The following is a 26,869-nucleotide window of genomic DNA, read 5'->3' on the forward strand; positions in this document are numbered from 1 at the left end:
GGTGGCTGAATCACCGCTGGATGGCCTCCCATGGCAAGGTGAACCGTCATGAAGGTTCTGCTGCCGGACAGTGTCGAGTTGGACGTGCGCCTTCCGGAGGGGGTTCAGGGGATAACGTACGCGATCACCGACCCGGTCCCGGACCAGCACACCGACGCCGAGGTCCTGGTCACCTGGGGCAACCCGGACCACCAGTTGCGGGACGCGGCCCGGCGCCTGACGAAGTTGCGCTGGATCCAGTCGCTGGCGGCCGGCCCGGACACCATCCTGCGTGCCGGTTTCGCGCCCGAGGTGCTGGTCACCGCGGGCGGCGGCCTGCACGACCGCACGGTGGCCGAGCACACGCTGGCCCTCGTGCTCGGCGCTGCGCGCCGGCTGAACCTGCTGGTAAGAGCCCAGATCGGCCGTCGCTGGGCACGCGAGTGGGGCGGGCTCCAGCCGTTGTGGGAGGCAGACAATTTCCGTACGCTGCGCGACGCGCACGTGGTCATCTGGGGCTTCGGCGGCATCGCCGCCACGCTGGCGCCGCACCTGGCGGCGCTGGGCGCCCGGGTCACCGGCGTGGCGCGCTCGGCGGGCGAGCGGCACGGTTTCCCGGTACGCACGGTGGACGACTTCCCCGATCTGCTGCCCACCGCGGACGTGCTGATCCTGATCCTGCCGGCCACCGCCGAGACGGAACACGCCCTCGACGCCGCCGTGCTCGGACTGCTACCCCGGCACGCCTGGGTGGTGAACGTCGGCCGCGGCACCACCGTCGCCGAGTCCGACCTGCTGGCCGCGGTGCGCGAGGGCCGGATCGCCGGCGCGGCCCTGGACGTGTTCGAGACCGAACCGCTGCCGGCCGACTCGGGCCTGTGGGACGAGCCGAACGTCATCATCTCGCCGCACGCGGCGGGTGGCCGGCCCCTGGGCGCCCCGGCCCTGATCCGGGAGAACCTGGACGCCCTGCTGGCCGGCCGGCCGCTGAAGCACCTGGTGGAACGCTAGGGCCTGTCCTAGTTCAGCGCCGCGAGCAGGCCGGCCCGGTCCGGGCCCGGCATCGGGTAGCGGACGCCGCCCGCGATCGCCGACACCCGCGCCGCCAGGCCGTTCGCGGCGAGCACCTCCGGGGCGGTGGCCAGCACCGAGCTGATGGCGAGGTTGGCGCGGGCCGCCTCCGGGTCGCTCAGCGCGGCCACGTAGAGCGCGCGGGCCACGGCCCATCGCTGGTCGTCCGGGCGGTAGGTGACGCCGGCCGCGTCCGCCTCCATCTCGGCGATCCGGTGCCGGTCGAACCAGTAGGTCGCCCGGTAGAGCGGCTCGATCACCGCGGCCGTCCGCTCGGCGAACCGGCGGGCCAGCTTGTCGGCCTCGGCCGGCTCGGTCTCCCGCAGCAGGTCGCGCAGCGTGCACGCGTGCAGCAGCCCGATCGCCGCGCCGCGGCCCAGCGACGGGTTGGTGCAGCAGGCCGAGTCGCCGACGGCCACCACCCCGGTGGCGACCGGTTCGCCGCCCACTACCAGGCTGCGCCACCGGTCGGCCAGCCCGGCCATCACGTCGACGCCGGTGAGCGGCGTCCCGGCCGACCAGTGCGCGGCCAGCGGGTACCGGTCCAGGGCCGCGGTCCACCGGTCCGGGTCACGCAGTGCCCGCAGCGGGCGGTCGTGCCCGCTCGCCACGAACGCGACGGCCCAGGTGTCGTTGTCGGCCGGCAGGGTGAGCACCGACACCGAGTCGTGGTGCTGGAGCAGCGGGCCGCGCACCGGCGGCCGGGGGCCCCGGAAGTGCCGGCCGTAGTAGACGAAGCCGGCGTCGTCGCGTTCCTCGGCCGGAGCGCCGCACCCGGCGGCGGCCAGCCAGGCGGGCAGCGCCGATCGCCGGCCGCCGCAGTCCACCACCAGGTCGGCGGTGAGGATGTCGCCGCCGGCCAGCCGCACGCCGGTGACGTGCCGGTCCCGGACCTCCAGGCCGGCGACCGCGACGCCGGTGCGGACGGTGAGCCCGGCCGCGAGCACCGCTTCCAGGACGGGGCGCCGCGCGGTCAGGGTGTCGAAGCGGTCGTCGTCCGGGCGGCCGCCGTCGCGGACCTCGGGCGGCAGCAGACCGGCGAGGTTGACCGCGAACCCGCCCGCGGCCGCGAGCCGGTCCAGCACGCCGGGCAGTTCGGTGCGCATCAGGGTGTGCCAGCGGGGCAGCATGATGTGCGCGAACCGGAACTGGGTGACGCCGGGCCGGTGCCAGGATTCCCAGGCGGTGCCCGGCGCGGGCGCGGGTGGGTCCCGGTCGAGCACGGTCACCCGGTGCCCGTCGCGGGTCAGGAGCAGGGCGGTGGACAGGCCGGTCAGGCCGGCGCCGATCACGAGAATGTCAGCCATGCCGCGAGGATCCGCGCGCCGGCTGCTCACTTTCCAGGTCAGTCGGTGCCCGGTTCGGTGCCTATCTCGACCGGCCAGAGCACGTCGACGAGGCGGTCGACGGCCTTGGCCAGGTGCCGCCGGTAGGTGCTGAACGGCAGCCCGAGGACCTCGGCCGCGGCCTCCTGGCTGGCCGCCGGGCGCAGGAACGTGCGGTCCAGCACGCTGCGCAGCGCCGCGCCCTTCGGCTCGTCGCCGAGCGCCGCCACGGCCGCCTCGATCCGCGGCCGCAGCCCCGGCCCGGCCGCCACCGCGGTGCCGGCCAGCGGACCGGCCGCCAGCCGCTCCGGGCGGTGCAGGTCGCGCAGGGCCTGCCGGACCGCGTCGGCGAACGCGTCCCGTCCGAGCGGCGGCGGGCGCAGCAGGTGCGCGGGCGCCGGCCCGGTGCCGCCGGTCTGCTCGCGCTCGTTCATCAGGTCGAGCCAGTCGTCGACCGGCAGGCGGCGCCAGTCCATCCCGTAGACCACGTGCGGCGCGCCGTCCACCGTGGTCTCGAACGAGCGGGTGAAGGCCAGGTATTCGAACATCGGCCCCCAGAACTCCGGGTCGGTGGTAACCACAAAAGACCAGGCCCGGGTACGCCCGATCCACTCGATGATCGACGAGACCGACCCGGCCATCACCGCGTAGCGATCGCGCTGGTCGTCCCGGACACCGCTGTAGTAGCGGGCCAGGTCGATCCGTTCGCCCGGCCGCAACGGCCCGGCCCGTTCGACGTGCCGCAGGGCCGCGCGGGTCACCGGGTCCTGCTCCTCGAGGTCGCCGCCCCGGGGCAGGGTCAGATAGAGGACGAACGCGAGCAGGCCGTCGTCGTCCCGGATCACGCTGAGGCCGCCCGGCCGTTCGGCCAGCCAGCGGCGGCACAGGCCGGCCTGCGCGGGCCCGTGCAGGCGCTCCACGGTGGCCACCACCTCGCCGTGGTCGGCCGGGGTGCCGGGCAGCAGCGCCACCGACCCGAGCTCGCGCAGCTCGTAGTAGGTCGCGGTGAGCGGGCTGTGCCGGTGCAGGTAGAGCAGGTGCTGGGCGCGCAGCTGGAGGTCCGGGCCGGCGGCGGTGCGGATCCCGGCCACCGCGTGGTCGTGGACGATCCGGTGCAGCGCCCGGTAGCGGTCCGGCGAGCGGCGTTCGAACTCGGCGTCCAGCACGTCCCGGGCCAGCTCGTGCGGTCGCAGGCCGCGCGGGCCAGCGGTGATGAACGGGCGCCGGCACAGCCACGACCAGATCGCCGGTGCGTCCGCGCCGACCGTGTCCCGCAGCAGGTCCTCGGTGGTCAGCCAGGCCTTGGCGCAGGTGGCCAGCCCGGCCGCGTGCGCGTCGGTGGGCGGCTCCCGGACCAGGCATTCGAGCAGCGCGGTGATCAGGTCGGGGACGTCGGCCAGCGAGCGCGGCACCGAGCCGCTGGTGGCCGCGTCGGCGAGCAACGCGGTGGCGAGCGGGTGGCCCCGGCCGAGCGCGACCAGCTTGTCCCGCAGATGCGCCGGCACCCCGGCGCGGGCCAGCAGTTCGGCGCTGTCGGCCCGGTCCAGCGGTTCGAGCCGCCGGATCGCGGCCAGCCGCCGCCAGCCCGGGTCGGTGCGCCACGCGGACGCCGGCGGCTCCCGCCCGGCGATCACCACCACGTCGGCGTCGCTGCGGCCGGGCAGGAAGTCGCGCCGCAGCCAGCCGTCCAGCGGCGCCAGGTGCTCGTAGCCGTCGATCAGCAGGACCGCACCGGCCGGCAGCCCGGCGGTGCCGAGCGCGGTGCGGAAGGCGTCCGGCGCCGGGTCGACGTCCCGGCCGTCGACGGCCACGACGGTGCGCCCGAGGGCCCGCGCCCGCCGGTGGAACTCGTGCAGCGTGCTGGACTTGCCGATGCCGCCCGGCCCGTGCAGGAACAGCACCCGCCGCCCGGAGCCGCCGAGCGCCTCGCCGAACGCGCCCAGCTCGGCACCACGCCCCACGAAGGACCGCTCGCGAGCGTGGTCGAGCAGGTCGGCGACCCGAGTGGACACGGTGCACACACCCCCGACCGGAGTCTACGGCCGGGGGTCGGTTCAGAGCACCTCGCCGGCGAGCCGGTCCGGGTTGCCGAAGCGGTGCGCGGTGATGCTGACCGCCTGCTCGTGCAGGAACGGCAGCAGCTCGACCCGCCCGGCCTCGGTCACCGGCCCGGCGTAGACGGCCAGATCGGGGGTGCTGGGCAGCGCCGCCGAAGCTCCGATCAGCCGCACCCGCCCGGCCGCGACGCCCGCCGCCCAGGTGGCGTCGCCCTCGACCCGCACCTCGACCGGCGGGGCCGGAGCGGCCTCCGGGGAGGACGGCTGACCGGCGGAGGGCGGCGCAGCGAGGACCTCGGCGATCGGCTCCGGCAGCGGTTCCGCGACCGACACCCGCATCGGTGCGCCGGCCACCAGTCCGGCGGCAACCACCCGGACCAGGCCGGCGAGCGGCGCCCCCTCGGCGAGCCGCACCTCGACCGGCACCGGCAGGTAGCGCAGGACATTGCGCTCGACCTGGAGCTCGGACACATCGGCCATTCGGAAATGTCCGGTAAATGCGGCGGCATCGCTCCGGACCGCCCGCTCGAGCGACGCCAAGGCGTCGCCGTCGGGGAGGGAGGAGCCGGCGGCCGCGTCCAGCAGTGCCCGGACGGCCGGGTGCGTGACGTCCGCGCCCGAAGTGGCCGGCGCCGGTTCCCAGCCGGTCAGCCCGATCAGGTAGTTCGGCCCGCCCGCCTTCGTACCCGGGCCGACCGCCGAGCGCTTCCAGCCGCCGAACGGCTGCCGCCGCACGATCGCGCCGGTGATGCCGCGGTTCACGTACAGGTTGCCGGCCTGGACCCGGTCGATCCAGGTGCGCACCTCGGCCGGGTCGAGCGAGTGGATCCCCGACGTCAGCCCGAAGTCGACCTCGTTGACCAGGTCGATCGCCTCGTCCAGGTCGGCCGCCGTCAGCACACCGAGAATCGGTCCGAAGTACTCGGTGCGGTGGTAGGCGGACCCGCGCCGCACGCCCTCGCGGATGCCCGGCGACCACAGCCGGCCGGTGTCGTCGAGGCGGCGCGGTTCGAGCAGCCACCGCTCCCCCGGCCCCAGCTCGGTGAGACCGGCGAGCAGCTTCCCGGCGGCCGGCTCGATGACCGGGCCGACCTGGGTGCGCGGGTCGGCCGGGTAGCCGACGGTCAGCGACGACGCCGCGTCCAGCAACTGGGTCCGGAACCGCTGCGACTTCGCCACCGACCCGACCAGGACCACCAGCGACGCCGCCGAGCACTTCTGCCCGGCGTGCCCGAACGCCGACGCCACCACGTCCTTGACCGCCAGGTCGAGGTCGGCGCTCGGCGTGACGATGATGGCGTTCTTCCCGCTGGTCTCGGCCAGCAGCGGCAGGTCGGACCGGAACGACCGGAACAGCTCCGCGGTCTCGTAGGCACCGGTGAGAATCACCCGCTCGACCAGCGGATGTGCGATCAGCTGCCGCCCCAGGTCCTTCTCGCCGACCTGCACGAGGGTAAGCACGTCGGGATCGGGCAGCGCGGACCGGACGATCTCGGCGAGCACCGCGCCGCACCGCCGGGCCGGGCCGGCCGGCTTGAGCACCACCGGCGAACCCGCGGCGAGGGCGGCGAGCAGCGACCCGGCCGGGATCGCGACCGGGAAGTTCCACGGCGGCGTGACCAGGGTGAGCCGGGCCGGCACCGGGCGGGCGCCGTCGATCCGGTCGAGGTCGGCGGCCAGTTCCGCGTAGTAGTGCGCGAAGTCGACGGCCTCGGACACCTCCGGGTCGGCCTGCTCGGCGGTCTTGCCCGCCTCGGCGGCCATCACCTCGATCAGGTCGGCGCGCCGGGCCTCCAGGGCCTCGCCGACCCGGTGCAGCACCGCCGCCCGGTCGGCCGTCCGCCACCCGGCGCCGGCCGCGACAGCGGCGCCGAGCACCTCGTCGAGCCGGGCCGCGTCGCCGATCCGGGCCGCCTCGATGGTGGCAGCACCCAGCTCCGAGGTGGGCACCCGGCCGAGCAACTCGCGGACCCGGGTGCGGTTGGCCGCGACGGCCGGGTCGGTGTCCGGGGTGTTGACGAACCGGCCCGGCCCCGGCGCCGGGACCGCGGCGTAGCGGTCGGCGACCCGGCGGGCGGCCGGCACGTGCTCGTCCACCTCGGCCAGCGACGCCAGGAAGCGGTCCCGCTCGCGGGCGAACAGTTTCTCGTCGCGGTCCAGGTCGAAGACCGCCGACATGAAGTTCTCCGGGCTCGCGCCCTCCTCGAGCCGCCGGATCAGGTACGCGATCGCCACGTCGAACTGCTCCGGGCGTACCACCGGCGTGTAGAGCAACAACCCACCCACCTCGCGCCGGACCACCTCGGCCTGGCCCTCGGCCATGCCGAGCAGCATTTCGAACTCGACGCCGTCGCGGACGCCCCGGCGCCCGGCGAGCAGCCACGCATAGGCGACGTCGAACAGGTTGTGACCCGCCACGCCGAGCCGCACGTTCGGGATGTGCTGGGGCCGCAGCGCGTACTCCAGAACTCTCTTGTAGTTGGTGTCGGTGGCCTGCTTGCTCTCCCAGGTCGCCAGCGGCCAGCCGTGCACCGTGGCCTCGACCCGCTCCATCGGCAGGTTGGCGCCCTTGACCAGGCGCACCTTGATGCCGGCACCGCCGCGGGCGCGGCGCCGGGCCGCCCACTCCTGCAGACCGATCATCGCGGCCGAAGCATCAGGGAGGTACGCCTGGAGCACGATGCCCGCCTCGAGCCCGAGCAGTTCGGGCGTGTCCAGCAGCCGGGTGAAGACCGCGACGGTGAGGTCGAGGTCCTTGTACTCCTCCATGTCGAGGTTGACGAACTTGGGCGTCGCCGCTTGCGCCGCCTGCCGGAACAGCGGGGTGAGCCGCTCCACCACGTCGTCGACCGCCTCGTCGAACGCCCACGGGTTGTGCGGCGGCACGGTGGCCGACACCTTGATCGAGACGTAGTCGACGTCGTCGCGAGCCAGCAGCCGCTCGGTCTCGCGCAGCCGCCGGGTGGCCTCGCCCCGGCCCAGCACCGCCTCGCCGAGCAGGTTGACGTTGAGCCGCACGTGCCGCTTGCGGATCCGGGCGATGGCCCGGCCGAGCTTCGCGTCGGTGGCGTCGACCACCAGGTGACCGACCATGTGCCGCAGCACGCGGCGGGCGATCGGCACCACCACACCGGGCATGGCGGGGGCGAGCCGGCCGCCGAGCCGGACCGCGGCCCGCAGCGGCGCGGGCAGGAAGCGCGGCACGCCGGGCGCGAGGGCGGCCAGCGCGTGGGCGCTGACCCGCAGGTCTTCGGGCCGGACCACGCCGTCCACGAAGCCGACCGCGAACGCCAGGCCGTCGGGGTCGCGCAGCAGACCGGCCAGTTGCGCGGCCGAGCCGTGCACCGGGACCGAGGCCGCCTCGTGCAGCCAGCGGCGCACAAGAGTGACGGCCTCCTGCGCGAGGTCAATATCGGCGGGCATCGCAAGCTCGGTCATAACGCCAAGTGTCGTTCCGTCCTCAGTTCACGAAAAGCGACTGTTAATGACGAGTACCCTTCAGTTCTCCTTACTAATCCTCTCGGCGACGGGATAGACCATGCTGGAGATCCGCCGGCTCGTCCTGCTGCGCGAACTGGCCGTCCGCGGCACCCTCGCGGCCGTCGCCGAGGCGCTCAACTTCTCGCCGTCGGCAGTGTCTCAGCAGCTCAGCCTGCTGGAGCGGGAAACCGGCATGACCCTGCTGCGCAAGTCCGGGCGCCGGGTGCAGCTCACCCCGCAGGCCGAGGTCCTGGTCGAGTCGGCCGGCGAGGTGCTGGACACCCTGGAACGCGCCGAGGCCCGGCTCCAGGCGTCGTTGACCCGGGTCAGCGGCCGGGTGCGGGTGGCGGTGTTCCAGTCGGCGGCGCTGGCGCTGATGCCGGCCACACTGCGGCAGATGGACGCCCGTTTCCCGGACGTGCGCGTCGAGATGGTGCAGCGCGAGCCGGAGGAGGCTTTGCGCGAGACCTGGGCTCGCGACTTCGACATGGTCATCGCCGAGCAGTACCCGGCGCACGCCGCGCCGCACCACCCGGGCCTGGACCGGCGGCCACTGACCACCGACGCGATCCGGCTGGCGCTGCCGGCCGAGTCGGCCGCGCTGCACCCGGTGGCGTCGCTGGCCGAGGCGCGCGGCATGCCGTGGGTGATGGAGCCGCGCGGGGCCGCGTCCCGGCACTTCGCCGAGCAACTCTGCCGGTCCACCGGATTCGAGCCGGACGTGCGCTACGAGACCGCCGACCTGCAGGCGCACATCCGGCTGGTGGAGTCGGGCAACGCGGTGGCGCTCATTCCCGGCCTGGTCTGGCTCGGCCGGGAGACGTCGTGCCGGCTGCTCGGCCTCCCGGGCGAGCCGCACCGCACGATCTTCACGGCGCAACGGCTGGCCGGCGCCGCGTCACCGGCCGCCCAGGCGTTCCGGGAAACCCTGGAGGAGACCGCCGCCCGGCTCAGCTGACCTCGCGCAGCTTGCCGGTCTCGACCTCGTAGACGAAGCCGCGCACCGACTCCTTCACCGGGATGAACGGGTCGGCCAGGATGCGCTTCACCGACTGCCGCACGTCACCCTCGAGGTCACCGAACGCCTCGGCGGCCCACTGCGGCCGGATGCCGACCTCGCGTTCGATGGCGCCCTTGAACTCGTCGTCGGTGAAGGTCAGCATCCCGCAGTCGGTGTGGTGGATCAGGATGATCTCGGTGGTGCCGAGCAGGCGCTGGCTGATCGCCAGGCTGCGCAGCTCGTCCGCGGTGATCACCCCGCCGGCGTTGCGGATCACGTGGGCGTCGCCCTCGGCGAGCCCGAGGAGGCCGTACGGGTTGAGCCGCGCATCCATGCAGGCGACCACGGCGACGCCCTTGGCCGGCGGCAGCGGCAGCGCCCCCTTGTCGAAGCTCGCGGCGTAGCGCTCGGCGTTGGCGAGAAGTTCGTCGGTGACGGTCATGGCACACCCTAACCACTTCTCCTACTGGTCAGCTAGAGATGGGGCGGACGGAAGGTCACTCCGCTGCCGTCCGTGACCGCCGGGGTCTCGTGTGCGTAGGCGAGGCCGTCGGTGCCGCCGGCGTTCTCCAGTCCGATCGTGGCGCTTATCCCGGTGCCGCGCGGGCCGGAGAGGCCGCGATACCGGTAGGTGACGGTGCCGTCGGCGTGCAGCACAGCACTCACCGACAGCCGGTCGTCCGCGCTGAGGAAGAACGTGACGTCGCGCCACTCCACCACGAACGTGTCCGGTCCGGCCGAGGTCCACACGCTCGACCGGTCGTCGAGGAAGATGTCGTCCCAGAACGGGTAGAGGGCGTCGTTCGGCTCCGCGGCGTCCGGCAGGGCGGTGTTCGTGTACGAGAGCGAGGCAGCCCCGAAGGTGATCAGGCCGTTGCTGCCCACCCAGGCCCGGCTGCGTGCCTGGCTGTAGAGCGGGAACGCGAACGGCAGCGTCACCTCGGCCGCGCTGTCGTCACCGGCCAGGTCGAGCCGCCGGTCGCCGGCCCGGTAGCCGTCGGTGGCCGGGCCACAGCGGTACCCGGACCGGTCGGTGACCTGCGGCAGGTCCAGGTCCTCCCGGTGGTCGCCGCTCACCCGGAGCCGCCGGGTCACCGGGGTCGAGCACCCGCCGAGCGGCCGGGCGGTGAGCTCGTAATCGCCGAGCGGCGCCGCCAGCCGGAACCGCCCCGCGTCGTCCGACGTCACCGTCACCGGCGTGCCGGACAGCGCCACGGTGACGCCCGGTAGCGCGGTGCCGCCGCTGGTCACCGTGCCGGTCACCACGCCCGCCGCGCTGGCCGGCAGGTCCGTGCCGGCGGTGACCGAGCCGTCCGCTGTCACCGTCACGTCCCGCTCGACCGGGTCGTAACCGAACGCGCTTACCCGCAGCCGGTAGTCGCCGGCCGGCAGCCGCCCGAACCGGTAGCCGCCGTCCGCCGCGCTGGTCAGCGTGCGCTGCACCGGCCCGTCCACCCGCACGGTGGCCCCGGCCAGCGGGAAGCCGCCCGAGGTGACCGTGCCGGCCAGGCTCCCGGCCGGTCCGGCCGCCAGCGCGACCGCGGCGTGGGCGTCCAGGCGGCCCTGCCCGAACACGTTGTTGTCGCCGGCCGTCCCGCCGCACGCGGTGTCCCCCGTGTCGATCGCCGACTCGCCGAGGATCTCCCGGGTGGCGGCGATGTTGCGGCGCAGCCCCGGCACGGCTGACCAGATCAGCGCGACCGTGCCGGCGGTGTGCGGCGACGCCATCGAGGTGCCGCTGTACGCCGCGTAACCGTCCGGGACGCTCGAGCGGACGTCCACGCCCGGCGCCGCGATGTCCGGCTTGACCGCGCCGTCCTGCCCGCCGCCCCGGCTGGAGAACCCGGCGATCGCATCGTTCACGTCGGTCGCGCCGGTGGCGTAGGTGTCCGCGTACGACCCCGGGCTGCCCGCCGTGGCACAGCCCGGCCCACCGTTGCCGTTCGAGAACGCCGGGAAGATGCCGGCCGCCACCCAGGCCCGGACGATCTCCGCGTACCACGGATCGAACCCGGCCGCCCCGCCCCACGAGTTGTTCACGATGTCCGGCGCCAGGTCCGGTCGCGGGTTCAGCCCGTTCCGGTCGGTCGGCGCCACGATCCACTGCCCCGCGGCGAGCAGGGCCGCGACCGAGCAGAAGGTGTTCTCACACCCCTTGGCCGCGATCCAGGTCGCCCCGGGCGCCACCCCGACGCCGCCGGCCCCGGCCATCGTGCCCATGGTGTGCGTGCCGTGCCCGGTGTTGTCGCAGGGCACGCCGCCCGGGCAGATCCCGGCCGGGTCGAACCAGTGGTAGTCGTGGTCCCCGGCCCGCCCCCGGTAGCCGGCCGCCAGCGCCGGGTGGTCGAACTGGACCCCGCTGTCGACGTTCGCCACCACGATCCCCGCCCCGGTGACGCCCCGCTCCGCCCACACCCGCGGAGCACCGATCCGGTCGACGTTCCACTCGGCGCCCTCGACCGCCTGCCGGACCGCAGCCGCCCGCGCCACCGGCAACCGGACCGGCTCGTCCGGCAGCACCGCCTTGACCTCGGGCCGGCCGGCGATCGCGGCGAGCAGCGCGGCGTCCCCGGTGACCTGCATGGTGTCCGCGATCCAGAACGACCGGAACGCCGCCTTCCGCCCGGTCAGCAGCCGCCGCAGCCCGGCCTGGTCGGCCGCGGCCCCGGCCCGGGCGTCCCGCAACACCGCAGCCGCCTTGGCCTTGCCGCGGGCTTTCCGGGCCGCCGCGAGATCGTCCGACCCGCGCAGCATGACCCAGAACGTCGCGGTGCCCCCGGCCGCGACCCGCTCCCGCACCTTCGCGGAGACCTTGCCCAGAGCGCCGCCCACACCGGCCGCGCCAGCCGGCGGCGCGCCGGTGGTGCCGGCCAGCACGACTACCCCCAAGCCCCACGCCAGCCAAGTCCGAAATCTCATCGGATATCTCCCCAGCCGCGCGGGATCGGTCGCCCCGCACGCCCCGCGGAACGTATCGACGGGAGCGGAATTCACGCAAGTTCTTGCAACTCTTGCCGCCGAGTTTCACGCCTGTGACCGAGCGAAGAAATGCCCTGCCAGCGGCTCCGCGCCGGGTTAACCCCAGATTGCCCGGCGATATCCAAACCTCTTTCCGAGTTGCGAACGCCACATCCCTGCAAGATCCTTCAGTCAATGTACGAACCGGTACGTTCGTTCATTCCGGCGATCGACTAGAGTCGAGGGCCCCGGTCCCCCGATAGGAGCCCGATGACCGCGCAGCCGACGGAACGCCGCCGGGACGCCGAACGCACCCGCGCCGAGATCCTCACGGTGGCCACCGCGGAGTTCGCCGAACGCGGCTACGACGGCGCCCGGGTCGACGAGATCGCGGCCCGCACCAGCACCACCAAGCGGATGATCTACTACTACTTCGGCGGCAAGAAGCAGCTGTACGTGGCCGCCCTCGAGGCCGCGTACACCCGGATCCGCGAGGCCGAGCAACGGGTGCACGTCGACCACCTGGCACCGGCCGACGCCATCCGCCGGATCGCCGAGGTCACCTTCGACCACCACGAGGCCAACCCCGACTTCATCCGCCTGGTCAGCATCGAGAACATCCACCGCGGCGAGCACATCGCCCGGCTGCCCGAGCTGGTCGCGATCAACGGCCCCGCGGTCCGCCTGCTCGACCGCATCCTGGCCCGCGGCCGGTCGGCCGGCGAGTTCCGCGACGACGTGGACGCGGTCGACGTACACCTGATGATCAGTTCGTTCTGCTTCTTCCGGGTGGCCAACCAGCACACGTTCGGCACCCTCTTCGACCGCGACCTGCTCGACCCGGCCCGCCGCGACCACTACCGCGGCATGCTCAGCGACATGGTCGTGGCGCACCTGACCTCAACCTCACGTTGAGGGTCAGGCCGCCAACCCTCGACCTCAACTTGACCTTCAGCGCACCCGACCCGCACCCACCCGCATCATCGGCACGCACCCGGACGGCCGGAACCTTCAGGGGTGGACCGAACCACGACCGTTCCCCTGACCCGCCGCGTCGCGGGCTGGCACCTGCTGCTGGCCCTCGGCGTGGCGGTGACCTGCGCCTACTACTGGTTCGCCGCGCTCGGCAGCGACTGGGCCGGCACCCAGGTGGCGCTCTACTCCAGTGCCAACGGCGCGCTCGCGGTCAGCGCCCTGGTGGCCGCCTGGCGGCACCCGCAGCTGCGCCTGCCCCTGCTGCTGGTGGCGGCGTCCGCGGTGTCGGGCGTCGCCGGTGACGTGATCTTCTACGTCAAGGCGCTGTTCGGCGGGGAGGTCCCTTATCCGAGCGTGGCCGACGCGGCGTACCTGGGCTGGTATCCCCTGATGGCCGCGGGCCTGCTGGTGCTGGTGCGCCGCCGCACCCCCGGCTGGGACGGGGCCAGCGCGATCGACGCGGCCATCGTCGCGGTCAGTGCCGGTTACCTGATCCACTCCTTCGTGATCGCGCCGACCATGGACGTGACCACGGGCAACGTCGCCACCCTGGTCTCGGTCGCCTACCCGCTCGGCGACCTGGTGCTGATCGTGGTGGGTGCCCGGCTGCTGCTCGGCGCCGGCCCGCGCCCGGTCGCGCTGCGGATGCTCGGCGCCTACCTGGCCGTGACCCTGTACGCCGACACGGTGTACAGCATCACGGTCCTGGACGGCACCTACCGGGTGGCCAACTACCTGGACGCGTTCTGGATCGGCGGTTCGTTCCTGTTCGCCGCCGCCCTCGCGCACCCGTCGGCCCCACTTCTCGGCATCCGTTCCTCGGCCACCATCCCGGACGCCACCCCCGGCCGGCTCCTGGTGCTGGCCGCCGCGGCGGTCGTCGCGCCCACCGGCATGGCGATCCAGTACCTCGCCGGCGCCGACCCCGACGTGCTGGTCGCTGCGGTCGCCTGCAATACGCTGTTCCTGCTGGCGCTGGCCCGGATGGCCGGTCTGGTGCAGGCGCAGCGCAACGCGGCCATCACCGACGGGCTGACCGGCCTGCGCAGCCGCGGCTTCTTCGAGCAGTCGCTGCGGGCCGAGGCCGCCCGGTCGGCCCGCACCGGGGACAAGCTCAGCATGATCCTGTTCGACGTCGATCACTTCAAGAGCGTCAATGACACGTACGGGCACACCGCGGGCGACCGCGTCCTCGCCGAGGTCGCGCACCGGGTGGCCCGGGCGATCCGCCCCGGCGACCTGGTGGCCCGCTACGGCGGCGAGGAGTTCGCGGTGCTGCTGCCGCAGACCACGCCGGCCCGGGCCCGCGAGGTGGCCGAGCGCATCCGGCGCAGCGTCGGCATGGCCCCGATCGCGGTCACCGAGAACCGGGTACGCCGGGTCACCGTGTCGGTCGGCCTGGCCGGGCTGCCGGACACCGCCAGCCCCGACGAACTGGTGATCGCCGCCGACCGCGCCCTGTACGCGGCCAAGGACGCCGGCCGCGACCGGGTCACCGCGGCCGCGTAATCCTCATCCACCGCCACCGGGCGGCCGATGGTGAGCACGTGGCCAGGCTTATCCTCACGCGCAGCTTCGAGCCGCTGGTGGCAATCCCGGTGGTCGCCGTCCTGCACCCGTACGGCGTGGTCGGCGTCCTGCCGCTCGAGCTGTCGCTGCTGCCCCTCTTGGTGCTGGCCGCCATCCAGCAGCCGATCGCCCAGCGCTGGATCCGTGACGGCCCGCTCGGCCGCTGGCCCGCGGCGCCGGTCTGTCTGCACCTCGCGCTGGTCGCCACGATCATCTACGGCCTCGGCTGGGGTCCGGTGCTGCCGCTGGCGTTCGCGCTGGTCGTGGTGCACCACATCCGGTCCGGCGGCAGCGCGATCTGGCGCCCGGCGGTGCTGGCCACCATGCTCTGCATCGCGCTCGGCCAGGCCGGCATCGCGTTCGACGGGATCCACAGCTACCTGAGCCCGATCAACAGCCAGGCGGCCGGCCTGCTCGGCTTCGTGCTGACCGCCCTGTTCATCCGGGCCCTCGGCCAGTTCGCCGAGCAGCGGGAGCGGGCCGAGTCCGCGCTGTCCGACCGCGAGGAACGCTTCCGGATCCTGGTGCAGGACGCGAACGACGTGCTCAGCGTCCTCGACGAGGAGGGCCGCCCGATCTACCTGAGCCCCGGCATCGAGCAGCTCACCGGCTATCCGGCGAAGCACTACGAGCAGGGCGGGTACGCCGCGCACGTGCACCCCGAGGACCTGCCGGCCCTGGTCGAGGTGCTCACCGGCATCTACGCCGACCCGGGCAGCCAGCGCACCATCCACGTCCGGCTCCGGCACATCGACGGCGAGTGGCGCTGGATGGAGTCGACCCTGCGCGACTTCCGCCACCGGCCGGCCGTGGGCGGCGTGGTCTGCACCGTCCGGGACGTGACCGAGCGCCGGGCGATCCAGGAGCGGCTCGCCTACGAGGCCGAGCACGACCAGCTCACCGGCCTCAAGAACCGGGCGGCGTTCCTGCGCGACCTGGAGGAGATGGCCGGTCCCGCGGTGCTCTTCGTCGATTTGGACGGCTTCAAACCCATCAATGACACGTACGGGCACAGGTACGGCGACGAGGTGCTGGTGGCGGTGGCCGGGATGCTCCGCCGCTGCATCGGCGGCACCGACCTGGCCGGCCGGCTGGGCGGCGACGAGTTCGGTATCGCGCTGCCCCGTCCCGAGGAGGCCGACGCGGTGGCCGCCCGGCTGCTCGCCGAGATGGCCGAGCCGATCACCGTCGGTGGTGAAAGCCTGGTGGTCCGGGCGAGCGTCGGCATCGCCGTACCGGGAAATGCCGGAACCGCCGTGGCCGACCTCCTGCACCAGGCCGATTTGGCCATGTACGCCGCGAAGCGGCGCGGAACGCACGGCGCGCAGCGTTACGACGAGACGGTCGCCCTGCCCGCCGCTGGATGATCGTCGCCGCGGATCACCCCCACGGTTAATACACGCTGCGTGAAGTGCCGAGCACACTGACGGCATGGGTATGGACCTGGGCAGCGTCGAGTTCTATTGCGGTCCGCCGGTGCTGGGCGGCCCGGACGACCTGGATCGGACCATTCGCGAGTTCATCGAGGGCGCGACCAGCACGCTGCAGATAGCGGTGCAGGAACTCGACTCCCGGCCGATCGCGACGGCGATACTGGCGGCGAAGGCGAGAAAGGTACGCGTCCAGGTCATTCTCGAGGGCGATTACCTGTCCGAGGAGAAACCGCTCGCCGACCCGTGGACGCTGGCCGGCGAAAATGAGGGAAACCGGGTGATCCACGCGGCCCTGCTCCGAGCCGGAATCGACCTGATCACCGACCTGAACCCGAAAATCTTCCACCAGAAATTCATCGTACGGGACTCCGGAAAACCAACGGCCGCGGTGCTGACCGGCTCGGCAAACTTCACCGGCACCGACACCGGGACAGCGACGCCGGGCACCAACCTGAACCACGTGGTGATCCTGCACGGCCAGCGGGCGACGGGGCTCTATCAGGACGAGTTCGACTCGCTGCGCAGCGGCACCTTCGGCGCGTTGCGCGAGCGGCATTCACCGCGACCGGCGGAGTTCCGGCTGGGTGCCATCCGGGTGAAGCCCGTCTTCGCGCCGGACCAGGGCCCGGAGATGGAAATAATGAAGCAGATGCTGAAGGCGAAGGAACACGTCGACTTCGCCATGTTCACCTTCGCCCAGTCCTCCGGAATCGACGACACCATGGCCTGGTTGCTGCGCGGCGGCATTCCGGTGCGGGGCGTGCTCGACCGTGGGCAGGGCGCCCAGAAATGGGCCGCGACGTCCGAGTTGAAGGCCGCCGGGGCGCAACTGTTCGTGAACGCCCCGGGGAACGGGGTGCGCAAGGTCCACCACAAGCTGATGGTCATCGATCAGCGGCTGGTGATCGCGGGGAGTTTCAATTACACCTCGCCGGCGGCCATGCTCAACGACGAGAACATCGTGATTCTGGGGGATCTCGAAGAAACCGACCCTGTCGCTGAAGGCGCCCAGCAGAAGCTTGCCGCCTATGCGCTGGGGGAGATTGATCGGATCATCTCCACTCTTTGCCGGCCTGCCTGATTCTTGCGGTTGGTCGCTCCAGCCCGCCGGGCCCCGCGCCCCGCCGGGCGCGATCTTCGCGGCCCACCTCGCCCACCGGCGCGAAAATATTGATGCTTGCGCCGAGTGGTTGGTGATGGAAACCTATTGGCACGAGCGCTGAGTTCCTGCCTGCCGGGTGGGATCTCGGTGACCGCGAGACCCCACCGCGGCCGGAGATGCCGCGCTCGCCGCGCCGATCCACGGTTCATGGCATGGATCGAACCGTCACCCACGGAGGAACGATGACCACCCGCCGTAACCTGCTCGTGGCCGCGCTCGCCACCGGGATCGTCGTGCCGCTCGGTGCCGGCCGCGCCTCGGCGGCACCGGACCGGGCCGGCCTTCCCCGGCTCACGTTGCCCCGGCCCACTGGGCCGCATCGGATCGGCAGCGTGGCGCTGCATCTCGTGGACCGGTCGCGGCCGGATCCGGTCGCCGGGGCCGGGCACCACCGTTCGCTGATGGCCACCGTCTGTTATCCGGCCGCCCGGGACGACCGGCGCTATCCGGCGGCGCCGTGGTTGTCCGCCGCCGCGACGCACGCGCTGCTCGTCGGCAACGAGTTTCCGGCGGATGTGGTGGCGGCGCCGCTCACCGCCGGGCAGGTGGGCGCCCCGGTGCTCCGCGACTCCGGGCGGCGGCCGGTGATCGTCTACTCGCACGGGAACAACAGCCATCGCGGCGAAGCCACGATTGTGGTGCAGCAGCTGGTCAGTCACGGCTACGTCGTGGTTTCGATCGATCACACGTACGACGCGTACAGCGAGCTCTCGAACGGCCGGCTCACCGTGCCCGAGGACGAGCTCGAGTTCACGCCCTGGGACTCGGCGTACGACATGCGCTTTTTGCTTGATCGCCTGGAGGATCTCGCCGCGGGACGCAACCCGGACGCCGGGCGCCGCCAACTGCCCGCCGGCCTGGGCGCCGTGCTCGATCTGCGGCGCATCGGCATGGCCGGCTGGTCGAAGGGCGCCACCTCGACCGCCATCGTGCTGAACCAGGACCGGCGCGTGCGGGCCGGCCTGGCGCTCGACGGGCCGATGCAGGCGGTTCCCCCGCCGGACGTGGTCGACCGGCCGTTCATGATGATGACCGCCGAGTTCACCCGGGTCGCCGAGCCGAGCGTCGAGGACTTCTGGAGGCACTACCTGACCGGCTGGAAGCTCAACGTGCAGGCGGACGGCGCGGCGCACTCGTCGTACTGCGATCACCAGTGGCTGCTCCCCCAGCTGGCACAGGCCATCGGCATGAGCGACGAGGAACTCGCGGGCTGGGTCGGCACCCTCGACCCGGGCCGCGGGGTGCGCATCCAGCAGGCGTACCCCCTCGCATTTTTCGACCTGCACCTGCGCAACCGGCGGCAGCGCCTGCTGGAAGGACCCAGCGCGGCCTTCCCGGAAGTTCAGTTCCTGCCCTGATAGCCCTCAAGCAACGTGTGCTCGCAGCCGTTGATAGGGGGTGTCACGACTACGGCTGCAGTTGCTGACGGTCACGGCGGTGGCCCTCGGCTATCAGGGTCTCGTGCCCTGGCTGCCGCTGGGCGCCGGGCGCGGCCTGTCGGACGCCCTGATCGCCGTAATGGCCGGCGTGGGCGCGACGAACTTCATCCGCCGGGTGCGCCGCACGGGGGGCCGCGTCCGGGCTGCCATGGTGGTCGGGTCCATCGCCACCGGCTTGTGGGCGATGGCCAACGCCGCCCTCCTGGCCGGCGAAATCGTGGCTCTACCCACCGTCACCACCGCTGCCGGCTTTCTCTCGGTCGGTGCCGCCTTGCTACTACCGGTGGGGGTGCATCTCCACGCCCCGGCGGTGCCCGGCGCCGAACGGCTCCGCGGCTTCCTCGACGTGGCCACCGTGTCCGGCGCGGTGTTCGCGTTGACCTGGCTGTATGTGCTCGCCCCGGCCCACGTCAACGCCAGCCAGGTGATGACAACCGAGTTCGCGGCCCTGTTGACGGCGCCAGAGGTACTGGCCGCGGCGTTGGCTTTGGTCACCATGTCTCGCGAGGTCAGCGCCCGGGCCGGCCAGGCACCGCGGGTGCTCGCCGCCGCGTCGACGGTGCTGGCCGCCACCGCCCTGATGGCTCTGCGCAACGCCGGCGACGGCAGTGACTGGTGGACGGGCGGTGTGGGAGCCGGCTACGTCCTGGGCGCCGGGCTGGTCCTGGTTTCGAGCCGGCTCGAAATGGCCGGCGGCTCAGCGCCGGCGGCCGATACCCGGCTGCTGCGAGCGCTCGGCTGGAGCTTCCTGCCGTACGTGCCCGTTCTCCTCGCCGTCGTGGCGACCGCTCTTGAACAGGCGAACACCGGTGAGCTCAGCCCGGTGCTCGTCTGGGTCTTGCTGATCACGTTCAGCCTGGTGCTGTTGCGCCAGTTCCTCACGCTGTCCATCGTCGGCGGGCTGGCCCAGACTCTCCAACAGAAACAGGCCGAGTTGGCTCACCAGGCGCACCACGACCCGCTGACCGGCCTGCCCAACCGGGCCGCCTTCCACGTTCGCGGCATCGAGATGCTCGACAGGCACACCGACGGAGCGGTGCTGCTTCTCGACCTGGACGGCTTCAAACCGGTCAACGACCGCTTCGGGCACGCCGCCGGCGACGAGGTGCTGGTCGCGGTGGCCCGCCGGCTGACCGGCGCGGTCCGGCCCGGCGACCTGGCGGCCAGGCTGGGTGGCGACGAGTTCGCCCTGGTCCTCGCCGGGTCGGCGGACGAGGTCGCGGCCCAAGAGGTGGCCGGCCGCGTCCTGGGTGCGCTCGCCGAGCCCTTCACCCTCCTCGGCGGTGTGACGGTGTCGGTCGGCGGCAGCATCGGCCTGGCCACCGGCCCCGGCACGCTGGACGACCTGCTGCGCCGCGCCGACACGGCCATGTACTCGGCCAAGGCCGCAGGCAAGGGTACGGTCCACATCGCAGCCGCCACCGCCAGTAGGTGACACGAACGGGGCCGGCGGCAAACGGGTCCCTTCCGCGCGGCGTCTACGCTGCCGGCGGTCTACACCGCCGCACGCAGCCGGGCCAGCTCGGCTCGGGCGTGCGCCACCCGGCCGTTGTCGGAGCCGCCGGCGATCGCGATCTCGTGCGCGAGATCGTTGGCGGCCTCGATCAGGTGCCGGCTGCGGCGACGGCTGTGCAGCCGCTTGCGGTACGCCTTGCGGTCCTTGCGCAGCCCGCTGACCGCGGTGAGCAGTTCCGGATCGAGCACGCCGGCCTCCTCCTCCGGTTCGAGCAGGTCGCGGATCCAGACCCGTTCCCGGCTCGCCGCATGCCGCAGCACCCAGAAAAGGGCGGCCAGTTCCACGACCACGAGCACCAGCATCATCACGAAGTAGGCCGCCGAGCCCCCACTCAGACCGGACAGGTCGTCCCAGGTGAAGTGGAAGACCATGGCCATCAGCATCGCCAGCACACCGCGGACCACCCGGCGCTCGCCCGGCACGCGGCTGAGCACCCACATCAGCCCGGCACAGAAGATCGCGCTGAACAGTGCGTGCGACACGATCCCGAACAGGCCGCGCAGCAGGAAGATGTGGATCGACGCGCCGACCTGGTCGACGCCGAAGGCCGCCGCCGCGCCGTTGAACGCGTACAGGATGTCCTCGAAGACCTGGAAACCGAGTCCGATGAACGCGCCGATGATGAAGCCGTCGTAGGCGCTGCGGACCAGCCGGGGCGCCAGGGTGAGCAGCAGGACCAGGCCGAGCGCCTTGCCCCATTCCTCGTTGATCGGTGCGGTCAGGCCGGCGCCCCAGTCCGACGCGAACGACGTGCCGCCGATCTTGGCCCAGATCTCCAGCAGGGCGGAGTTGGCCGGCAACGCGATCCAGAAAGTCGCGGCGACACCGCCCCAGACGAACCCGGCCGCGAGCAGCCCGGCCGGCTGCGATGTGTAACGGTTGTGCCGGCGCAGCAGAAGCAGCCACGGTATGAGGTACAGACCGAACAGCAGCACGCCGCCGGCCAGGGCCGGCGCGTAGAACGCGGCGCGCGGCCCGAGGTAGTGCAGCATGCCGAACGCGCCGCCGCCGACGCCCAGCAGATAGACCCAGAACGCCAGGTTGTGCGGCTGGAAGAAGCGGAACGGCTGGCCCCAGCCGGACTCCTCGATCGCCGCCAGCTGCGCCTGCCTGGCCGCCGTCATCGGTTCACCGCCGGCGTGATGCTGCGCACCAGTGCCGTCACTGCTTGCTGGAACCGCTCGAACTGCCCGGGAGCGGTGCGCACGACCACCAGCAGCGCGGGCGCCTCGGCGACGGCCGGGCCGCTGCCGGTGGCCAGCTTGAACGCCACCTCCAGCCCGTCGCCGCCGGTCGACGTGCTGCTCTGTGCGACCCCGACCAGGCCCGAGTCGGTGGTCGCCGTGGTGCGCCCGCCGCCCAGCCCGCCCGGACGGTCGTCGCCCTCGGCCCGCTGAACCTGATCGAGGAACGCATCGGCCGAACCGGGGAACGACGCCACCTGGATGGCGATCGTCGCCCCGCCCGTCGCCAGTTGGACCGGCGACCCGCCGCCGGCCGCACCGACCAGCGCGCCGGACTCGAGCTGCCAGCCCACCGGCGGCACGGCCGTCGCCCCACCGCCGAGATCGAGGACGTCGCCCGCCTTGATCGCGTTGTGCCACGGGATCGCGGCGCTCACCAGCGGCAGGCCGTAGATCAGTACCAGGGCGACAGTGAGGACGATCAACGCGGGCCGGAACGTGCGCCGGTCGAGCCCGAACAAGCGGTGCTCGACCGGCACCCAGTCGGGCGGAGACTCCTGCGCCTGCGTCGACATCCGTGGCCCCCAACGGCAGCGCCGATGTGAATGAGGCCCCAGCCTGGCACCGGGCCGATCAGGGGTGCAAGTGCCGATGGTCATGGGTCCGGTACGCCATGTCACATGGAAAAATTCCCCGCAGGGATGTCGGATCCGGGCCGGGTCGTTCGTAGCACAGGTACAGGCGGCCGGACGAGGCCGCCGGGACAAGGGAGTTCACCGAATGACGCGGTACCTGATCTCGTTCAACGAGGGCGCGATGGACCACATCTCCGACGGCGACCTGCCGGACGTCGGCAAGGCCGCGCACGCGGTGATCCAGGAGGCCGTGGACGCCGGCGTGTTCGTGTTCGGCGGCGGGCTGCAGCGGCAGCAGGCGAGCGTCGTGGCCACCGACGGGCTGGTCACCGACGGGCCCTACCCGGAGACCAAGGAGGTCATCGGCGGGTTCGTCGTCCTCGATCTGGCCTCCCGCGAGGAGGCGCTGCCGTGGGCGGCCAAAATTGCCGCCGCCTGCCGCTGCGCACAGGAGGTCCGGGAGATCATGGACGACCCGGGGCTCGACGAGATGCTCCGCCCGCCCGGCCGGCAGGGCTAGACACGAACCGGCCCAGGACGCCGGGGCGTCCTGGGCCGGAAAGCGGTACCGATCAGGAGAACACCACGTCGCTGCACCACATGTAGGCCTGGTCGAGGTGCGAGGCCTGCCAGATGACGAAGACGATGTGCTGTCCGGTGTAGCCCGACGTCGACACGTTGAACGTGATGTCGGTCGCCGGGGCGTACCGGCCGGTCTGCGTGATGAAGTCCAGGTTGCCCCAGCCGAGACGCTGCGTCTTGGGGTCGTACCCGTTCTTGCTCACGTAGACCCGGAAGTAGTCAGCACCGTGACTCGCCTGGTCGTACAGGTGGATCTGGAAGTTGCTGCTGACCGTGGTCGTCTTCCAGTCCCCGGGCGTGTTCAGGCTGTTGTTCCGGGCCAGGTTGTTGCTGCACAGCGTGCCGTCGGGGGTCGAGCCCTGGAAGTTGGCGCCCAGGCCGTCCCGCAGCGCGCTCATCCAGTTCCACATCGTGTCGGCGTTGGCCTGGAAGGCCTGGTAACACATCGGGTCTTGTTGCTGCAACGCCGGGCTGGTGTGGTTGCTGCCCCAGGTCTTCCAGCACTGGTAGGCCCGGGTGGCCGGGCCGACGATGGTGCCGTGGGCCTGGGCCGAACCGGGCACAGCGAGCGCGCCGGCCATCATGGTGAGCAGCAGGACAAGCGCTCGGAGGGCTGGCCGGGATCCCCTACGGGATTGATCGGGCTTGTGTGAACGCACTGCAGATCCTCCGTTCCGCGCATTGACAATCTTGAATGGGAGCGCTCCCACTAGTGTCGCAGCCACGGATCGAAATATCAATAATGAGCCATTTCAATTAGATCTGCGCAGGTAGGGCAGTGTGGGGGCGGTCTTGTCCGGGGCAAACCACGCAATCGCCCGCGTGCGTCCGGGAGCTCGGCCCGGCGGGGTCCACCTCCCCGAGTGGACCTTGCGCAGCGCCGGGCCGGATGTCAGAGGAACGGGCGACGCCGGTGTCCGGCAGGACCGCGAACCGGCCGGGTGCCGGCCCTCGACCGTCTGGTCGATAACGGACACTGGCCGGATGCGAAATCTGTATGTGGTCACCCATCCCGAAGCCACCCACCACGTCGACGGCGTGGTCGGCGGGTGGTTCGACTCCGACCTCACCGACCGTGGCCGCAAGCACGCCGGGCAACGGCGAGGCGGAGGGCCGGCCGCAGGCGTGGCTGGACGAGCGCTTCCTACCGCCACCGGCCACCGGCGAGCGGTTGCGCCACGCCGACGGCGTGCCCGGCGCCGAGACGAGGTGGGACCTGGCCGTGCGGGCGTACGCGGCGCTGCACCGCATCCTGCGCCACGCTGCGCGAGGACGACCGCCGCCACAGCCGCCAGATCATCTCCCTGAACGAGACCGGCCACCTGACCACTTGACGGTCCCCCGTCCTGGTCAGGCCGCGTCCGCCCGGAACAGCGTGGACAGCGCGCCCGGGAGCGGGGAACCACGCGCCGGGATGTCGTCGGCCCGCGCCGGATCGGCCTGCCACAGCGACCCGTCCGCGGCGCCCTGCGCGGTCGCGAGCATCGACACGTACGCCGTCCGGATCTGGAACTCGGTCTGCCCGGCCGGCAGGTCGGAGAGTTCCACCAGCAGCGAGGCACTGCCGAGGATCCCGTACGCGTTCCGCGCGATCCCCTCGTAGTCGCCGCCCGGATAGCGGGTCACGTTCGCCCGCGCCGTCCGGGTCATCGCGTCGTAGTTGTGCACCGCCAGCCGCCGCGACTCGGTGACCGCCGCACCCGGCGCCAGCGGGCTGGTCGGCCAGAGGATCGACGCGGTTGTCTCCTCGCCGTCGGGTTGCACGTACCGGCCCTGCATGTGGTAGTCGATCACGACCCGGGGATGGGTGGCGTGCCAGTGGCGCAGCACCGCACGCGACTCCGGCACCGGGTTGTCCTCGATCGGCGTGAGCGGGTTGTGGAACCGGTTGATGTCGTAGCCGACGCCCGGCTGGGCGTATTCGCCGGTGGCGCTCGGGTCGTGGTTGTAGCGCTGGTTGCGCACCGCACCGTCCGGGTTGGCCTGCACCACGACGTCGACCGTCACCCGGCTGCGCAGCCACCGGTGCCAGGGCGTGTCCGGCACCCCGAGGGTCCACAGCGCCCGCACCGCGGCCGGGGTGCCCAGCGGCTCGTCGCCGTGCTGCTGGGTCACCAGGAGCAGCCGGGTCCTGCCGTGCCCGAGGGTGGCCAGCCGCAGCGGCCGCCCCTCGTTGCTGCGCCCGACCACGCCGAGCCGCACCCGGCCGTCACTGGCTTTCGCGATCCGGCCGAGGGCCTTGGCCACCTCCTCCGGGCTGGGCCGCGCCGAGATGTCCGGCGGTGCCGCCTGGGCGGGAGCCGGCACCGCGATGAGGCCGGCGACGAGAAGTGCACTGCTGGCGACCATCTTCCATCTCACGTGCCGACCCCCTGATCGAGTGACGTCAATGTCACGGACAGTCTAATAGGCTGGCCACCTGAGGGCAGGCACACGAGGAAGGGAGGTGCCGCCATCAGCACGCTGCCGATCGTCGACGTGTCCGCGCTGCTCGGCCGGGCCGGCCCGCCGGTTCCCGAGGTCGCCCGGGACATCGAGCGCGCCTGCCGGGACAGCGGCTTCTTCTACGTCGTCGGACACGGCGTGCCGGCCGCGCTGCTCGACCGGCTCGACACCCTGAGCCGCCGGTTCTTCGCGCTGCCCGTCGCCGGCAAGATGGACATCGCCATGCGGCACGGCGGTGCGGCCTGGCGCGGATACTTCCCGCTCGGCGCCGAACTGACCTCGGGCCGGCCGGACCGCAAGGAGGGCCTCTACTTCGGCGCGGAACTCGGCGAGGACGATCCCCGGGTGCGCGCCGGCCTGCCGCTGCACGGCCGTAACCTCTTCCCCGCCCAGGTGCCCGAGCTGCGGACGGTGGTGCTCGACTACCTCGACGCCCTCACCGCGACCGCCCAGGCCGTGCTGCGGGGTGTCGCGGTCAGCCTCGACCTCGACGCCGACTATTTCGCCCACGGTTACACGGCCGACCCGACCGTGCTGTTCCGGATCTTCCACTACCCGCCGTCGCCGCCGGACGACGATGACTGGGGCGTCGGCGAGCACACCGACTACGGCCTCTTGACGCTGCTGGCCCAGGACGACAACGGCGGCCTTCAGGTGCGCACCGCCGGCGGCTGGATCGACGCGCCCCCGATCCCGGACGCGTTCGTCTGCAACATCGGCGACATGCTCGACCGGCTCACCGGTGGCTGGTACCGGTCCACCCCGCACCGGGTCCGCAACCTCAGCGGCCGGGACCGGCTGTCCTTCCCGTTCTTCTTCGACCCGGACTTCACCGCCGAGGTCCCGCCTCTGCCCCGTCGCGCATCCGGCGACGCCGACCGTGGCTCGCGCTGGGACGGTCAAGACCTTCAAGCATTCAGCGGTACGTACGGCGCGTACCTGATCAACAAGGTGTCCCACGTCTTCCCGCAACTGCGCCAGGCAGTGCGACTACCTGCGGACGGCTGACGCATTGCATCGATGAGAGCGGATGCGTACGGTCCGGTGCGTAGTGCCGCTCCCCCGGCTCCCTCATCCCCCGAGGAGTCCCCATGCCCCAGCGTGCGATTCGCGCTGCCGTGCTCGCGCTCGCCGTCGTGGCCGCATCCCTGTTCGTCGCGTCGCCGGCCAGTGCCGCGTACGGCCTCATCCGGGGTGCCGCCTCCGGCCGGTGTGTCGACGTGCCGGCCGCCAACACCGCCAACGGCACCCAGGTGAAGCTGTACGACTGCAACGGCGGCACCAACCAGAACTGGAACTACACCTCCGGCCGGCAGCTCAAGGTCTACAACAGCAAGTGCCTGGACGTGTCGGGCAGCGCCGCGGTGATCAGCGACTGCACCGGTGCGGCGAGCCAGCAGTGGACCGTCACCAGCGGCGGCACGATCACCTCGTCCGCCGGGCTCTGCCTGGACGCGATCAGCGCCGGCACCGCCAACGGCACCGCGATCGGCGTGTACTCCTGCAACGGCGGGTCCAACCAGCGGTGGAACAGCACCGTCGGCGTGCCGGGCTGCCCGACCGCCGGCAACATCACCTACACGCTGGCGCGGGCAGCCAACCCGACGGCGGACCAGACCGACGCGTACAACCGGATCACCGCGGCCATGAACCTCGCCGTCGCCGAGTACAACTGCTACATCGGCACCACCAAGGCCCTCTACATCACGTACGACCCGGGCGTGCCGACCGCGGACGGCAACTACAACGGGAGTATCCGGTTCGGGTCGAACCGCGGGTACATGAGCCAGGCCACCGCCCAGCACGAGATCGCGCACACCCTCGGCGTCGGCACGTACAGCCGCTGGTCCGCGCTGATCTCCGGCGGGCGCTGGACCGGCGCCACCGCGCTGGCCCAGCTGCGGTCGCTCACCGGCGACTCGGCGGCCGTGCTGAGCGCGGACACCCAGCACTTCTGGCCGTACGGGCTGAACCAGGCCAGCGAGGCGACGTCCGCGGACGACTACGTGTTCAACGCGAAGATCGTGGCCGCGATGCGTACGGACATGGGCCTTTGATC

At 72.4% G+C, this 26,869-nt stretch carries 21 protein-coding genes; 11 read left to right on the forward strand and 10 right to left on the reverse strand.

From position 1 onward, the window contains the following. Positions 1 to 48: 48 nt before the first annotated feature. Positions 49 to 990, forward strand: coding sequence for a phosphoglycerate dehydrogenase (locus Ari01nite_RS33575; protein WP_203786261.1), 942 nt, complete (start codon positions 49 to 51; stop codon positions 988 to 990). A gap of 8 nt (positions 991 to 998) precedes the next feature. On the opposite strand, the gene Ari01nite_RS33580 is transcribed toward Ari01nite_RS33575, so the two are convergent. From Ari01nite_RS33580 to Ari01nite_RS33590, 3 genes are read right to left on the reverse strand one after another with little or no spacing between them, the layout of a single operon-like run. Then, entirely contained in the window at positions 999 to 2,357 is a 1,359-nt protein-coding gene (locus Ari01nite_RS33580) for an FAD-dependent oxidoreductase (RefSeq protein ID WP_203786262.1), read from the reverse strand. 38 nt (positions 2,358 to 2,395) lie between these two features. Next, on the reverse strand, positions 2,396 to 4,387 hold the full coding sequence (locus tag Ari01nite_RS33585; RefSeq protein ID WP_203786263.1) for an ATP-binding protein: 1,992 nt from the start codon (positions 4,385 to 4,387) through the stop codon (positions 2,396 to 2,398). 42 nt (positions 4,388 to 4,429) lie between these two features. Beyond that, the gene (locus Ari01nite_RS33590) at positions 4,430 to 7,870 is read right to left on the reverse strand and encodes a bifunctional proline dehydrogenase/L-glutamate gamma-semialdehyde dehydrogenase (RefSeq protein WP_203786264.1); all 3,441 of its coding nucleotides are present in this window, start codon (positions 7,868 to 7,870) and stop codon (positions 4,430 to 4,432) included. A 100-nt stretch (positions 7,871 to 7,970) separates the two neighbouring features. On the opposite strand from Ari01nite_RS33590, the gene Ari01nite_RS33595 reads away from it, so the two are divergent. After that, entirely contained in the window at positions 7,971 to 8,870 is a 900-nt protein-coding gene (locus Ari01nite_RS33595) for a LysR family transcriptional regulator (protein WP_203786265.1), read from the forward strand. On the opposite strand, the gene Ari01nite_RS33600 is transcribed toward Ari01nite_RS33595, so the two are convergent. Together Ari01nite_RS33600 and Ari01nite_RS33605 are read right to left on the reverse strand one after the other, a co-directional pair. Further along, the gene (locus Ari01nite_RS33600; RefSeq protein WP_203786266.1) at positions 8,863 to 9,354 is read right to left on the reverse strand and encodes a beta-class carbonic anhydrase; all 492 of its coding nucleotides are present in this window, start codon (positions 9,352 to 9,354) and stop codon (positions 8,863 to 8,865) included. The genes Ari01nite_RS33595 and Ari01nite_RS33600 overlap by 8 nt on opposite strands. Positions 9,355 to 9,386: 32 nt before the next feature. After that, positions 9,387 to 11,831 carry a S8 family serine peptidase gene (locus tag Ari01nite_RS33605; protein WP_203786267.1) on the reverse strand — a complete coding sequence of 815 codons (2,445 nt, stop codon included), beginning with the start codon at positions 11,829 to 11,831 and terminating at the stop codon, positions 9,387 to 9,389. A gap of 309 nt (positions 11,832 to 12,140) precedes the next feature. Here Ari01nite_RS33605 and Ari01nite_RS33610 point away from each other — a divergent pair, with 309 nt between their 5' ends. The 6 genes from Ari01nite_RS33610 (at position 12,141) to Ari01nite_RS33635 (ending at position 19,883) form a co-directional block, all read left to right on the forward strand. Further along, entirely contained in the window at positions 12,141 to 12,785 is a 645-nt protein-coding gene (locus Ari01nite_RS33610; RefSeq protein WP_203786268.1) for a TetR/AcrR family transcriptional regulator, read from the forward strand. A 102-nt stretch (positions 12,786 to 12,887) separates the two neighbouring features. Then, positions 12,888 to 14,354, forward strand: a complete 1,467-nt coding sequence (locus Ari01nite_RS33615; protein ID WP_203786269.1) for a GGDEF domain-containing protein — start codon at positions 12,888 to 12,890, stop codon at positions 14,352 to 14,354. Between the two features lie 38 nt (positions 14,355 to 14,392). Further along, positions 14,393 to 15,781, forward strand: a complete 1,389-nt coding sequence (locus Ari01nite_RS33620) for a sensor domain-containing diguanylate cyclase (RefSeq protein ID WP_203786270.1) — start codon at positions 14,393 to 14,395, stop codon at positions 15,779 to 15,781. A gap of 64 nt (positions 15,782 to 15,845) precedes the next feature. Continuing rightward, positions 15,846 to 16,928 (forward strand): phospholipase D-like domain-containing protein, encoded by a 1,083-nt coding sequence (locus tag Ari01nite_RS33625; RefSeq protein ID WP_203786271.1) that lies wholly within the window; start codon positions 15,846 to 15,848, stop codon positions 16,926 to 16,928. A 263-nt stretch (positions 16,929 to 17,191) separates the two neighbouring features. Then, complete coding sequence (locus Ari01nite_RS33630; RefSeq protein WP_203786272.1) at positions 17,192 to 18,367, forward strand: alpha/beta hydrolase family protein; 1,176 nt, start codon at positions 17,192 to 17,194, stop codon at positions 18,365 to 18,367. A 40-nt stretch (positions 18,368 to 18,407) separates the two neighbouring features. Continuing rightward, positions 18,408 to 19,883 carry a GGDEF domain-containing protein gene (locus Ari01nite_RS33635; protein ID WP_203786273.1) on the forward strand — a complete coding sequence of 492 codons (1,476 nt, stop codon included), beginning with the start codon at positions 18,408 to 18,410 and terminating at the stop codon, positions 19,881 to 19,883. Positions 19,884 to 19,942: 59 nt separating this feature from the next. Here Ari01nite_RS33635 and Ari01nite_RS33640 read toward each other — a convergent pair whose 3' ends face one another. Together Ari01nite_RS33640 and Ari01nite_RS33645 are read right to left on the reverse strand one after the other, a co-directional pair. Next, a complete protein-coding gene (locus Ari01nite_RS33640) occupies positions 19,943 to 21,088 on the reverse strand; it encodes a PrsW family intramembrane metalloprotease (protein ID WP_203786274.1) in 1,146 nt (381 codons plus the stop codon). Continuing rightward, the gene (locus Ari01nite_RS33645; protein WP_203786275.1) at positions 21,085 to 21,723 is read right to left on the reverse strand and encodes a hypothetical protein; all 639 of its coding nucleotides are present in this window, start codon (positions 21,721 to 21,723) and stop codon (positions 21,085 to 21,087) included. Before Ari01nite_RS33645 ends, Ari01nite_RS33640 begins: the two co-directional genes overlap by 4 nt. A 205-nt stretch (positions 21,724 to 21,928) precedes the next feature. On the opposite strand from Ari01nite_RS33645, the gene Ari01nite_RS33650 reads away from it, so the two are divergent. After that, positions 21,929 to 22,303, forward strand: a complete 375-nt coding sequence (locus Ari01nite_RS33650) for a YciI family protein (protein ID WP_203786276.1) — start codon at positions 21,929 to 21,931, stop codon at positions 22,301 to 22,303. A gap of 52 nt (positions 22,304 to 22,355) precedes the next feature. Here Ari01nite_RS33650 and Ari01nite_RS33655 read toward each other — a convergent pair whose 3' ends face one another. From Ari01nite_RS33655 to Ari01nite_RS33665, 3 genes are all read right to left on the reverse strand, one after another. Next, positions 22,356 to 22,949, reverse strand: a complete 594-nt coding sequence (locus tag Ari01nite_RS33655) for a lytic polysaccharide monooxygenase auxiliary activity family 9 protein (RefSeq protein WP_239163254.1) — start codon at positions 22,947 to 22,949, stop codon at positions 22,356 to 22,358. 560 nt (positions 22,950 to 23,509) lie between these two features. Next, the gene (locus Ari01nite_RS33660) at positions 23,510 to 23,695 is read right to left on the reverse strand and encodes a hypothetical protein (RefSeq protein WP_203786278.1); all 186 of its coding nucleotides are present in this window, start codon (positions 23,693 to 23,695) and stop codon (positions 23,510 to 23,512) included. Positions 23,696 to 23,715: 20 nt separating this feature from the next. Further along, a complete protein-coding gene (locus Ari01nite_RS33665; protein WP_203786279.1) occupies positions 23,716 to 24,726 on the reverse strand; it encodes a M14 family zinc carboxypeptidase in 1,011 nt (336 codons plus the stop codon). A 102-nt stretch (positions 24,727 to 24,828) separates the two neighbouring features. Here Ari01nite_RS33665 and Ari01nite_RS33670 point away from each other — a divergent pair, with 102 nt between their 5' ends. Continuing rightward, the gene (locus tag Ari01nite_RS33670) at positions 24,829 to 25,818 is read left to right on the forward strand and encodes an isopenicillin N synthase family dioxygenase (RefSeq protein WP_438872265.1); all 990 of its coding nucleotides are present in this window, start codon (positions 24,829 to 24,831) and stop codon (positions 25,816 to 25,818) included. Between the two features lie 83 nt (positions 25,819 to 25,901). Further along, positions 25,902 to 26,867 carry an RICIN domain-containing protein gene (locus tag Ari01nite_RS33675; RefSeq protein WP_203786281.1) on the forward strand — a complete coding sequence of 322 codons (966 nt, stop codon included), beginning with the start codon at positions 25,902 to 25,904 and terminating at the stop codon, positions 26,865 to 26,867. The last annotated feature ends 2 nt before the right edge of the window (positions 26,868 to 26,869 follow it).

This window comes from Paractinoplanes rishiriensis, from assembly GCF_016862375.1.
Classification (GTDB): Bacteria; Actinomycetota; Actinomycetes; order Mycobacteriales; family Micromonosporaceae; genus Actinoplanes; species Actinoplanes rishiriensis.

Excerpts from the sequence above, each read along its gene's own strand:
- Ari01nite_RS33595 (WP_203786265.1), top strand. The coding sequence starts at position 7,971 with ATGCTGGAGATCCGCCGGCTCGTCCTGCTGCGCGAACTGGCCGTCCGC.
- Ari01nite_RS33580 (WP_203786262.1), bottom strand. The coding sequence starts at position 2,357 with ATGGCTGACATTCTCGTGATCGGCGCCGGCCTGACCGGCCTGTCCACC.
- Ari01nite_RS33630 (WP_203786272.1), top strand. The coding sequence starts at position 17,192 with ATGACCACCCGCCGTAACCTGCTCGTGGCCGCGCTCGCCACCGGGATC.
- Ari01nite_RS33675 (WP_203786281.1), top strand. The coding sequence starts at position 25,902 with ATGCCCCAGCGTGCGATTCGCGCTGCCGTGCTCGCGCTCGCCGTCGTG.
- Ari01nite_RS33645 (WP_203786275.1), bottom strand. The coding sequence starts at position 21,723 with ATGTCGACGCAGGCGCAGGAGTCTCCGCCCGACTGGGTGCCGGTCGAG.
- Ari01nite_RS33600 (WP_203786266.1), bottom strand. The coding sequence starts at position 9,354 with ATGACCGTCACCGACGAACTTCTCGCCAACGCCGAGCGCTACGCCGCG.
- Ari01nite_RS33650 (WP_203786276.1), top strand. The coding sequence starts at position 21,929 with ATGACGCGGTACCTGATCTCGTTCAACGAGGGCGCGATGGACCACATC.
- Ari01nite_RS33610 (WP_203786268.1), top strand. The coding sequence starts at position 12,141 with ATGACCGCGCAGCCGACGGAACGCCGCCGGGACGCCGAACGCACCCGC.
- Ari01nite_RS33625 (WP_203786271.1), top strand. The coding sequence starts at position 15,846 with ATGGGTATGGACCTGGGCAGCGTCGAGTTCTATTGCGGTCCGCCGGTG.
- Ari01nite_RS33640 (WP_203786274.1), bottom strand. The coding sequence starts at position 21,088 with ATGACGGCGGCCAGGCAGGCGCAGCTGGCGGCGATCGAGGAGTCCGGC.
- Ari01nite_RS33590 (WP_203786264.1), bottom strand. The coding sequence starts at position 7,870 with ATGACCGAGCTTGCGATGCCCGCCGATATTGACCTCGCGCAGGAGGCC.
- Ari01nite_RS33575 (WP_203786261.1), top strand. The coding sequence starts at position 49 with ATGAAGGTTCTGCTGCCGGACAGTGTCGAGTTGGACGTGCGCCTTCCG.
- Ari01nite_RS33655 (WP_239163254.1), bottom strand. The coding sequence starts at position 22,949 with ATGATGGCCGGCGCGCTCGCTGTGCCCGGTTCGGCCCAGGCCCACGGC.
- Ari01nite_RS33605 (WP_203786267.1), bottom strand. The coding sequence starts at position 11,831 with ATGAGATTTCGGACTTGGCTGGCGTGGGGCTTGGGGGTAGTCGTGCTG.